The 9979-nt window shown below is 43.5% G+C and carries 18 protein-coding genes; 2 read left to right on the top strand and 16 right to left on the bottom strand.

Translation table 11 applies throughout. The features are described from left to right. Nucleotides 1-10: 10 nt before the first annotated feature. The 15 genes from BMW61_RS19885 to rpsJ all read right to left on the bottom strand — a co-directional run bounded on the left by BMW61_RS19885 (nucleotide 11) and on the right by rpsJ (nucleotide 6868). A complete protein-coding gene (locus tag BMW61_RS19885) occupies nucleotides 11-196 on the bottom strand; it encodes a type Z 30S ribosomal protein S14 (RefSeq protein WP_022761326.1) in 186 nt (61 codons plus the stop codon). Between the two features lie 19 nt (nucleotides 197-215). After that, nucleotides 216-755, bottom strand: coding sequence for a 50S ribosomal protein L5 (gene rplE / locus BMW61_RS19890; RefSeq protein WP_022761327.1), 540 nt, complete (start codon nucleotides 753-755; stop codon nucleotides 216-218). A 21-nt stretch (nucleotides 756-776) separates the two neighbouring features. Further along, the gene (gene rplX / locus BMW61_RS19895; protein ID WP_022761328.1) at nucleotides 777-1088 is read right to left on the bottom strand and encodes a 50S ribosomal protein L24; all 312 of its coding nucleotides are present in this window, start codon (nucleotides 1086-1088) and stop codon (nucleotides 777-779) included. Nucleotides 1089-1099: 11 nt separating this feature from the next. Next, entirely contained in the window at nucleotides 1100-1468 is a 369-nt protein-coding gene (gene rplN / locus BMW61_RS19900) for a 50S ribosomal protein L14 (RefSeq protein ID WP_022761329.1), read from the bottom strand. A 33-nt stretch (nucleotides 1469-1501) separates the two neighbouring features. Next, nucleotides 1502-1756 (bottom strand): 30S ribosomal protein S17, encoded by a 255-nt coding sequence (gene rpsQ / locus BMW61_RS19905; RefSeq protein ID WP_022761330.1) that lies wholly within the window; start codon nucleotides 1754-1756, stop codon nucleotides 1502-1504. Nucleotides 1757-1780: 24 nt separating this feature from the next. Beyond that, nucleotides 1781-1984, bottom strand: a complete 204-nt coding sequence (gene rpmC / locus BMW61_RS19910; protein WP_022761331.1) for a 50S ribosomal protein L29 — start codon at nucleotides 1982-1984, stop codon at nucleotides 1781-1783. Beyond that, nucleotides 1974-2411: a 50S ribosomal protein L16 gene (gene rplP / locus BMW61_RS19915; protein WP_022761332.1), complete on the bottom strand. Its 438-nt coding sequence runs from the start codon at nucleotides 2409-2411 to the stop codon at nucleotides 1974-1976. Before rplP ends, rpmC begins: the two co-directional genes overlap by 11 nt. Beyond that, nucleotides 2411-3082: a 30S ribosomal protein S3 gene (gene rpsC, locus BMW61_RS19920; RefSeq protein WP_022761333.1), complete on the bottom strand. Its 672-nt coding sequence runs from the start codon at nucleotides 3080-3082 to the stop codon at nucleotides 2411-2413. The genes rplP and rpsC overlap by 1 nt, the downstream gene beginning before the upstream one ends. Before the next feature lie 20 nt (nucleotides 3083-3102). Further along, nucleotides 3103-3489 carry a 50S ribosomal protein L22 gene (rplV, locus tag BMW61_RS19925; protein ID WP_022761334.1) on the bottom strand — a complete coding sequence of 129 codons (387 nt, stop codon included), beginning with the start codon at nucleotides 3487-3489 and terminating at the stop codon, nucleotides 3103-3105. A gap of 41 nt (nucleotides 3490-3530) precedes the next feature. Then, nucleotides 3531-3812 carry a 30S ribosomal protein S19 gene (rpsS, locus tag BMW61_RS19930; protein ID WP_022761335.1) on the bottom strand — a complete coding sequence of 94 codons (282 nt, stop codon included), beginning with the start codon at nucleotides 3810-3812 and terminating at the stop codon, nucleotides 3531-3533. Nucleotides 3813-3845: 33 nt separating this feature from the next. Beyond that, nucleotides 3846-4688, bottom strand: coding sequence for a 50S ribosomal protein L2 (gene rplB, locus BMW61_RS19935; RefSeq protein ID WP_022761336.1), 843 nt, complete (start codon nucleotides 4686-4688; stop codon nucleotides 3846-3848). 88 nt (nucleotides 4689-4776) lie between these two features. After that, complete coding sequence (gene rplW / locus BMW61_RS19940; RefSeq protein WP_022761337.1) at nucleotides 4777-5076, bottom strand: 50S ribosomal protein L23; 300 nt, start codon at nucleotides 5074-5076, stop codon at nucleotides 4777-4779. Beyond that, nucleotides 5076-5699 carry a 50S ribosomal protein L4 gene (gene rplD / locus BMW61_RS19945; RefSeq protein ID WP_022761338.1) on the bottom strand — a complete coding sequence of 208 codons (624 nt, stop codon included), beginning with the start codon at nucleotides 5697-5699 and terminating at the stop codon, nucleotides 5076-5078. The genes rplW and rplD overlap by 1 nt, the downstream gene beginning before the upstream one ends. 29 nt (nucleotides 5700-5728) lie before the next feature. Continuing rightward, nucleotides 5729-6412 carry a 50S ribosomal protein L3 gene (gene rplC / locus BMW61_RS19950; protein WP_022761339.1) on the bottom strand — a complete coding sequence of 228 codons (684 nt, stop codon included), beginning with the start codon at nucleotides 6410-6412 and terminating at the stop codon, nucleotides 5729-5731. A gap of 144 nt (nucleotides 6413-6556) precedes the next feature. Further along, on the bottom strand, nucleotides 6557-6868 hold the full coding sequence (rpsJ, locus tag BMW61_RS19955) for a 30S ribosomal protein S10 (protein ID WP_022761340.1): 312 nt from the start codon (nucleotides 6866-6868) through the stop codon (nucleotides 6557-6559). 481 nt (nucleotides 6869-7349) lie between these two features. Here rpsJ and BMW61_RS19960 point away from each other — a divergent pair, with 481 nt between their 5' ends. Beyond that, nucleotides 7350-8213 (top strand): class I SAM-dependent methyltransferase, encoded by an 864-nt coding sequence (locus BMW61_RS19960; RefSeq protein ID WP_091825528.1) that lies wholly within the window; start codon nucleotides 7350-7352, stop codon nucleotides 8211-8213. A 119-nt stretch (nucleotides 8214-8332) separates the two neighbouring features. Here the strand turns inward: BMW61_RS19960 and BMW61_RS19965 are convergent, their stop codons facing one another. Further along, the gene (locus BMW61_RS19965) at nucleotides 8333-9190 is read right to left on the bottom strand and encodes a GTP pyrophosphokinase (RefSeq protein WP_081668048.1); all 858 of its coding nucleotides are present in this window, start codon (nucleotides 9188-9190) and stop codon (nucleotides 8333-8335) included. Nucleotides 9191-9381: 191 nt separating this feature from the next. Here BMW61_RS19965 and BMW61_RS19970 point away from each other — a divergent pair. Further along, nucleotides 9382-9979, top strand: a 598-nt coding sequence (locus tag BMW61_RS19970) for a transposase (RefSeq protein WP_175475308.1), incomplete at its 3' end; no start/stop codon positions are given.

The following is a 9979-nucleotide window of genomic DNA, read 5'->3' on the forward strand; positions in this document are numbered from 1 at the left end:
GTTTAAATAATTACCAACTAGCCTTACGTACACCCGGGATCTCGCCCTTGTAAGCTAACTCACGGAAACAAATTCTGCAGATTCCGTATTTTCTGAGATAAGCATGAGGACGACCGCAAATTCTGCAACGGTTGTATGCACGTGTTGAAAACTTGGGTTTCATCTGCTGCTTTACCTTCATGGATAATTTAGCCATGTGTTCGATTCCTCCTTAATTACTTAGCGAAAGGCATGTTGAAGAGTGTTAAAAGCTCACGAGCCTCTTCATCAGTCTTGGCAGTTGTTGTGAAGATGATGTCCATACCTCTTGTCTTATCAACCTTATCGTACTCGATTTCAGGGAAAATAAGCTGCTCCTTGATACCAAGAGCATAGTTTCCTCTGCCATCGAAAGCGTTCGGGTTAACACCACGGAAGTCACGGACACGAGGAAGTGCAAGGTTTACAAGGCGATCCATGAACTCGTACATCTTCTCACCACGAAGAGTTACTTTACATCCGATCGGCATACCTTCTCTTATCTTGAAGTTAGCGATGGACTTCTTAGCCTTTGTATAAACAGGCTTCTGACCGGAGATGATCTGCATATCGTTTGCAGCGTTCTCAAGAACCTTAGCGTTCTCCTTAGCTTCACCTACAGCCATATTGATTACGATCTTATCGAGCTTCGGAACTTCCATGACGTTCTTATAACCGAACTTCTTTGTCATAGCGCTCACGATCTCGTCTTTATATAAATCTTTATATCTACTCAAAGCTCCTTACCTCCTTTCCTATCAGTCAATGACATCACCGGTTGACTTTGCGATGCGGACTTTCTTACCATCCTCAACCTTGAAACCAACACGTGTTGCCTTTCCCTTATGAACATACATAACATTGGAGATGTCCATGGGAGCTTCCTGCTGAACGATACCACCGTTGGGGTTAGATGCAGAGGGCTTTGTGTGCTTTGTTACCATGTTAGCGCCCTCAACTACTACCTTGCCGTTCTTTGTGTCAACGGAGAGTACCTTGCCTTCTTTATCTTTGCTCTTACCGGCGATAACCTTAACAGTGTCGCCCTTCTTAATCTTACTTGTAGACATTCGGTGCCTCCTTATAATACTTCCGGAGCGAGAGACAGAATCTTCATGTACTTCTTGTCACGAAGCTCTCTTGCAACGGGTCCAAAAATACGAGTTCCTCTCGGGTTACCTTCATCGTTGATGATTACTGCAGCGTTCTCATCAAAACGGATGTAAGAACCATCCTTACGGCGAGTCTCTTTAACAGTACGTACTACAACTGCCTTAACAACATCACCCTTCTTTACAACGCCGCCTGGTGTTGCTTCTTTAACCGAAGCAACAACTACATCGCCGATTCTCGCATATCTTCTTGTAGAACCACCCATAACACGGATTGTAAGAAGCTCTTTCGCACCTGTGTTATCAGCAACTCTAAGTCTGCTTTCCTGCTGAATCATGTTATTTCTCCTTTATAATCAACTATCAGCTAATTACTTAGCACGCTCAATAATCTGAACCAGTCTCCATCTCTTATCTTTAGAGATCGGTCTTGTTTCCATAACCTTGACTGTATCACCTATATGGCACTCATTGTTCTCATCATGAGCCTTCAGCTTATAGGTTCTTTTTACGATCTTCTTGTAAAGAGGATGCTTTACATGATCTTCGATGGAAACAACGATGGTCTTATCCATCTTATCGCTTGTTACTTTACCAACACGCGTTTTTCTTAAATTTCTTTCCACGATATACTCCTTTCAGGATTCCAATTACTGTGCTGCCTTCTGTGTGATGACAGTCTGTATTCTCGCAATATTCTTTCTAACCTCTTTGATTCTTGCTGTGTTATCCAGCTGGTTAGTTGCGTTCTGGAATCTCAGATTAAAAAGTTCCTTTTTAGCTGATACAAGCTCCTGGCTGAGTTCCTCAGCAGACTTAGCTTTCAGCTCTTCTACATACTTATTAGTTTTCATTGGATGCACCGCCTTCCAAATCAGCCTTTGAAACGATCTTGCACTTGCAAGGAAGTTTGTGTGTTGCAAGACGAAGTGCTTCTCTTGCAACTTCTTCATCGACTCCGCCGATTTCAAACATTACACGTCCAGGCTTAACAACTGCTACCCAGTAATCTACAGAACCCTTACCGGAACCCATACGAGTTTCAGCAGGCTTTGCTGTAACAGGCTTGTCAGGGAAAATCTTGATCCAAACCTGACCACCACGCTTGATGAAACGAGTCATAGCGACACGGGCTGCCTCGATCTGATTTGAACGAATCCAGCAGGGCTCAAGCGCTACTATTCCATACTCACCGTATGCAATTGTGTTGCCGCGTGTAGCCTTACCAGCCATAGAACCGCGGAACTGCTTACGATGCTTTACTCTCTTCGGCATTAACATTATTTATCGCTCCCTTCCTTATCTGAATTCTCGGATGCTTTAGTAGGAAGTACTTCACCCTTATAGATCCATACCTTAACACCAACCTTACCATAGGTTGTATCTGCCTCAGCAAATCCATAATCAATATCTGCTCTAAGTGTCTGAAGCGGGATTGTGCCCTCGCTGTAGAACTCGCTACGTGCGATATCAGCACCACCAAGACGTCCGCTGCAGCATGCCTTAATACCCTGTGCGTCTGTCTTCATTGTTCTGCTCATGCAGGACTTCATAGCACGACGGAAGGATACACGGTTCTCAAGCTGCTGTGCAATGTTCTCTGCAACGAGCTGAGCGTCCTTATCGGGCTTCTTGATCTCTTTAATATCAACAAGAACCTTCTTGTCTGTGAGCTTTGAAAGCTCTTTCTTAGTAACTTCAATCTCAGCACCACCCTTACCGATTACGAAACCGGGCTTAGCTGTATAAACGATAACCTTGACGCGGTCAGATGCTCTCTCGATCTCGATCTTGGAGATACCTGCAGCGTAAAGCTTCTTCTTCAGAAACTTTCTGATCTTGTAATCTTCAACAAGGTTGTCTGCAAACTCATTGTTCTCTGCATACCATTTGGAATCCCAATCTGCAATGATGCCGACTCTAAGGCCATGAGGATTAACTTTCTGTCCCATTGAACTTACTTTCTCCTTTCTTATCTCTCATCCAGAATTACAGTCAAATGGCTTAATCTCTTCTGAATTCTGTAAGCTCTACCCTGAGCTCTAGGCTGAATTCTCTTCATAATCGGGCCATTGCTTGCATTGCACTCTGCAATGTACAGATTAGCTCTGTTCATGCCGTTGTTGTTCTCAGCATTTGCGATTGCAGAATTAAGTAACTTATAAATAACGCTGGAAGCGTATCTCGGATTGTACTCCAGGATAGCAAGTGCTGTCTCAACGTCCTTACCCCTGATGGCATCCATTACGAAGCATGCCTTCTGAACAGGGATTCTTGCGTAAGATAATTTTGCTGAAGGTCTTGTATCCTTCTGAGCATTTCTCTCTCTTTTAACTTGAGATCTATGTGCTGTTGCCATAGATTTAACCTCCTTTCAATGTTGAACCAAGTCACACAGACTTAGCGAACTCCGCCCTTCTTCTCAGCGCCTGCATGACCTCTGTAGGTTCTTGTAGGAACGAACTCACCAAGCTTGTGACCAACCATATCTTCCGTTACATATACCGGAATATGCTTTCTTCCGTCATGAACAGCGATTGTGTGTCCAACGAAGGAAGGAAAAATCGTGGAACGACGGGACCATGTCTTAACGATTTGCTTCTGATTCTCTGCATTCATTGCATCGATCTTCTTAAGAAGACTAGCATCTGCGAAAGGTCCCTTTTTAAGTGATCTAGACATTGTCATTCTCCTTTTCTATCAATCAGGCATCAATTACTTGATTGCCTTACCATCTCTTCTTCTAATGATCATCTTGTTAGAAGCCTTTTTCTTCTTACGTGTCTTGTAACCAAGAGCAGGCTTACCCCAAGGTGTGCTGGGACCGGAACGACCGATAGGTGCTCTACCCTCACCACCACCATGCGGGTGATCATTCGGGTTCATAACTGATCCGCGAACTGTAGGACGGATACCCATGTGACGCTTACGACCAGCTTTACCGATGTTGATAAGGTTATGATCAATGTTACCTACTGTACCAATTGTTGCACGGCACTCGATCGGAACAAGTCTCATCTCGCCTGAAGGAAGACGAAGAGTTGCATACTTACCTTCCTTAGCCATAAGCTGAGCTGAGTTACCTGCTGAACGAACAAGCTGACCGCCTCTTCCGGGATAAAGCTCAATGTTGTGTACGCTTTCACCGACAGGAATGTTTGCAAGAGGGAGGCAGTTACCGATACGAACCTCGGCTGCAGGACCATTCATGATTGTCATGCCATCCTTAAGTCCCTGAGGAGCAAGGATGTAAGCCTTTGTGCCATCCTCATACTCAAGCAGTGCGATGTTTGCAGTTCTGTTAGGATCGTACTCGATACCGATAACCTTTGCTGTGCACTCATCCTTGTAACGCTTGAAGTCGATGATTCTGTACTTTCTTCTTCCACCGCCACCGCGATGTCTTACAGTGATTTTACCCTGGTTATTACGTCCAGCCTTAGAATTCTTAGAAACAAGGAGGCTCTTCTCAGGTGTCTTCTTTGTGATCTCTGAGAAATCAGAACCTGTCATGTTTCTTCTGGACGGTGTATATGGGCCGTATTTCTTAATTCCCATGATTCTTCTCCTTTTTGATATCACGCACGGTTTAAAACCCGGATCCGGACTTTGCTTTGATCCTGTGCGTATAGTTAATTAGTTATTATCAAAGTCCCTGGAAAATCTCGATGTCCTTGCTGTCTGCAGTAAGCTGTACGATTGCCTTCTTGATCTTAGCAGTTCTGCCGTAAGTCATTCCGCGTCTCTTAAGCTTGCCGTTTGCGTTAAGCGTGTTTACCTTAGAAACCTTAGCGCCGTCGAACATCTTCTCAACTGCTTCCTTTATCTGAGTCTTGTTAGCTTCAGGATGAACGAAGAAAGTGTATTTCTTTTCGCCCATGGCATTCATGCTCTTCTCTGTAAGTACAGGCTCAAGGATTACGTCATAGTACTGTAATGCTGCCATTATGCATACACCTCCTCAATCTTAGCAACTGCGTCCTTTGTAAGAACGAGTGTCTGAGCGTTTACGATATCATATACATTGATTGTGTTTGTAAGCGCTGTCTTAACTTCAGGAAGATTGCTTGCTGACTTAACAACCTTAGTATCGTTGTCTGCAAGAACAACAAGTGCCTTACGTGTAGCCTTGAGGTTGTTCATAACCTCTGCAAGCTTCTTTGTCTTGAATTCATCCATCTTAAGCTCGTCAAGAACGATAAGCTTACCTGTCTGAACCTTATCTGTGAGTGCAGACTTAAGAGCTGCTCTCTTCTCTTTCTGGTTCATCTTGAAAGAGTAATCTCTCGGAACGGGAGCGAATACTACACCGCCGCCTGTCCACTGAGGAGATCTTGTTGAACCCTGTCTTGCATGACCGGTTCCCTTCTGTCTCCAAGGCTTACGACCACCTCCGCTAACTTCGGAACGTGTCTTAGCCTTCTGTGTACCCTGACGATTGTTAGCAAGCTGCTGAACTACTGCCAGATGTACGAGATGTTCATTTACTTCAACTCCGAAAATGGCATCGTTAAGATCGATGTTGCCAACTTCTTTGCCTTCGATATTATAAACAGATACGTTAGCCATCTGTATGTCCTCCTTTCGTATTCTGGAAATTATGCCTCAACCTTTGTGGTTTCCTTGATTGTTACAAGTCCCTTCTTAGGTCCGGGTATTGCGCCCTTTACAAGGATCAGATTCTTGTCTGCATCTACACGAACAACCTCAAGATTCTGAACTGTTACCTTTACGCTTCCCATGTGACCAGGCATTCCTTTTCCTTTGAATACACGGCTCGGATCAGAACTGGATCCGTTAGAACCCTGATGACGGTGGAACTTAGAACCATGAGCCATGGGTCCTCTGTGCTGACCATTCTTCTTGATGGCGCCCTGGAATCCCTTACCCTTGGATGTTGCTGTAGCATCAATCTTGTCACCAGCGGCAAAGATGTCTGCCTTGATCTCGCTTCCAAGCTCATACTCAGCTGCGTTCTCAAACTTGAACTCGCGAACGAATCTCTTGCATGATACGCCAGCCTTCTTGAAGTGACCCTGCTGAGCCTTGTTTACACCATGTGCATGTACGATTGTCTTCTTGCCGTTCTTGTCTCTGTTGATGATCTTTTCTTTCTTATCAACATAGCCGACCTGAACTGCACTGTAACCATCGTTCTCAACGGTCTTGATCTGTGTTACTACACAGGGGCCTGCCTGTAAAACAGTTACAGGTACAAGTGAACCGTCTTCGTTGAAGATCTGAGTCATACCGATCTTCGTAGCTAAGATAGCCTTCTTCATTGTATTTACCTCCTTATTACATCTACAGCGGATGCTTAAATCGTTCGCAATGTCGTCTCAATTGCCCTTGGGCAACTCTCCAGTTTTACGGCATCATGCGTCTCGCATCATACTAGTAGAGGTTTAACATTAGTTGCCGATGAATTATTTCATCTTGATGTTGATGTTTACACCTGCGGGCATCTCTAATCTCTGAAGAGCCTCAACTGTCTTAGGTGTAGGTGTGATGATGTCGATCAGTCTCTTGTGTGTTCTCTGCTCGAACTGCTCTCTGGAATCCTTGTACTTATGTACAGCACGGAGGATTGTAACTACTTCCTTCTTAGTCGGAAGCGGTACAGGTCCGCTAACCTGAGATCCGTTCTTCTTTACTGTTTCGATGATCTTCTTTGCAGATGCATCTACGAGCTGATGATCATACGCCTTAAGTGTAATTCTCATTACCTGATTTGCCATAAAAAAAGTCGCCTCCTTTTCGCACTTTAATTAGATAAGTACGACAAGCGGTGACTGTACACTCTCCCGTGTGTGTCATGGACTCAAACCACTCTCATCCTGTTCTCACACGTCGTTTCTGCTAGCATAGCTTCGCAGACAAATTGTTTGTACAGTGACTTGTCGTCAGATTGTCTGACCTTGCGGTCTCTTGACATTCGCTCCACGGAAAACCTGTCTCACTGGATAAGACAGCAACCTCACGCTTCACAGCTATCATGTCACAGCATGGATAACTATATCCCATTTTTTCATTTCATGCAAGCGCTATTTTCAAAATTAATCACTTTTTAATAAAAATAGGCAATTTTAGCTACTTTGGCTTGATGTTTTTTAATCTATTTTATGCATAGCCTAGTTTTTTATGCATTTTGGGATAAAATCTTTACTTGTTTCTTCTATAATATAAGTGTAATGATAAACAATAGCAAGGAGTACTTCTATGTGGATTGCAGATAATTGGAAAGATTACGAAGTTATTGATACCTCCGGCGGTGAGAAACTTGAGCGCTGGGGTGATTATATGCTGGTCCGTCCGGATCCGCAGGTAATCTGGAACACCAAGAAAAAGCACATGGGCTGGAAAAAGTGGAATGCCCGTTATCAGCGAAGCAATAAAGGCGGCGGTGAATGGGATTTCCGTTCACTCCCCGAAGAATGGACTATTAATTATAAAGAACTTACTTTTCACTTAAAGCCTTTCAGTTTTAAGCACACAGGTCTTTTCCCGGAGCAGGCTGCCAATTGGGACTGGTTTTCAGATCTTATAAAAAATGCGGACCGCGACATTAAAGTTCTCAACCTCTTCGCCTATACCGGCGGTGCTACAGTATCCGCTGCCAAGGCGGGCGCTTCCGTAACCCACGTCGATGCCGCCAAGGGCATGGTCCAGTGGGCAAAAGAGAATGCTGCTGCTTCAGGTCTTGCAGATGCTCCTATCAGATGGCTCGTTGATGATTGCGGTAAATTCGTCGACAGAGAGATAAGACGCGGCAATCACTATGACGGAATTATAATGGATCCGCCTTCCTATGGAAGAGGCCCCAAGGGCGAGATATGGAAAATTGAGGACTGTGTATATGATCTTATACTTCGAAGTGTTCAGTTGCTTTCTGATAAGCCTCTTTTCTTCCTTATTAACTCATATACCACAGGACTTCAGCCAGCAGTTCTTTCCTATATGATACATACAGCAATTGATCCTATCCACGAAGGAACTGTAGAAGCAGACGAAGTCGGACTTCCTGTTTCTTCAAACGGATTGGTTCTTCCCTGCGGCGCCAGCGGCAGATGGACTGCAAAATAATATAATCTGGCAATTTTTCAAAATAATAATCACAAAGCAAAAATGCCATCCCGTTAACCTTCATAACTGGATGGCATACTTTTTCTTCCTTATATATAAAGAACAATTTTATACAAACATCATTCTGCTTTTTTCTTGCCGCGCTTGCGTGCTGCATTCTGCTCAGCCTGAATCTCACGTCTTATGATCTCCATGGTCTCGCAGTCAGCTCTCTCCTCCTCTTCGGTAGGAGTCATACCATAGGGCTTACCGTCACCGGCATCAATTCGCTCACGTATCTGCTGCATTCTTCTGTCAAGCTGATTGATCAGATCTGCACTGAACTTCAGATCCTCAGAGATAAGCTCAGCATTCTCGATATCCTTCTTATACTTCATCTTATGTTCAAGACTCGCCCAGAAATCCATCGCAATGGTTCTGAACTGCACTTCAACCTTCATGAACTCTTTGTTTTCAGTAAGGAAAATCGGAGTCTCTATTATAATATGAAGACTGCGGTAGCCACTGTCTTTCGGAGTCGCGATATAATCCTTCTCTACAAGTACATGAACATCGTCCTGCTTTTTCAGACAATCAGCGACCATATAAATATCATCAACAAAAGAACAGATAGCGCGGCATCCGGCGATATCCGAAATATTACTCTCGATATTTTCAATCGAAAACGGGATTCCCTTGCGATTTAACTTTTCGTAGATGCTAACGGGAGTTTTGATCCTGCTCTTTATATTCTCAAATGGATTGCGATTATTTTTAAGTGATAGTTCCTTATTAAGTATCTCTAACTTGGTTCTGACTTCGGATAATGCGCAATCATATTTCATCATCATCATCTGGAATTCCTGCACCTGCCCTCTCATGATAAGCAGCTGCTCGATTTCCTTCTGTGATACATTGCTAACGTTTAACAGTGACTTCTGCTCATTGGTCATCAGCGTCCTGTCGAGCTGAGTCAAGTCAAGATTTCCAATAGCCATGGGCATTCCTCCAAATAACTAATATGCCCCCTCCATTACAATTATATCATAGGCGTTTGCAAAACGCCGAAAGCCGCATAAATACGGCGTTTTTGCTCTATAAAAAATGAATAACCCCTCACCGGATATGGTACAATAGAATTGACAAGAAACCACTGACCAATACCAAGAAAGGAGTTATTCTGATATATATGATACCATATAAACAGCTTTCTTTGGCTGATATCTATGCAGATTGCCAAGATAAATTTGAAAATGACAAGCCTGCGTTTTTGTCTCTATTAGAAAACCATATCGACCTTGATGAAATTATTCCGCTTTCTTTTATAAAGCATTTCTATGCATCAACGGGAAGATCCCGTAAATACCCATTAAAAGCCATGCTCTGGGCTTTAATCATCCAACGCGTTTTTAGCATCCCCACAGATCAGCTTCTACTGGTCTTTCTTGCATACTCGAAGCCGCTTCGTGAATTCTGTGGTTTTACCAAAGTTCCTGATGCTTCTAAAATAACCCGCTTTAAGCAAGATTTTCTGGATGACTTACAGCTTGTTTTTGATAAGCTCGTTGATATTACCGAACCTATCTGCCAGGCCATTAACACTGACAAAGCTAACATGACCATTTTTGATTCCTCTGGTATTGAAGCTTTTGTTGCTGAAAATAATCCTAAGTATGCAAACAAGATAATCAAACAACTTAAGGCATATGCCAAAGCAATGGGCTTTGATAAATCCTATGATCCCTATAAGTCAGCCTATGGAGCAATGCCTTCTCATGCTTCTGCCA

It is taken from the genome of Butyrivibrio sp. ob235, from assembly GCF_900109475.1.
Lineage (GTDB): Bacteria > Bacillota > Clostridia > Lachnospirales > Lachnospiraceae > Butyrivibrio.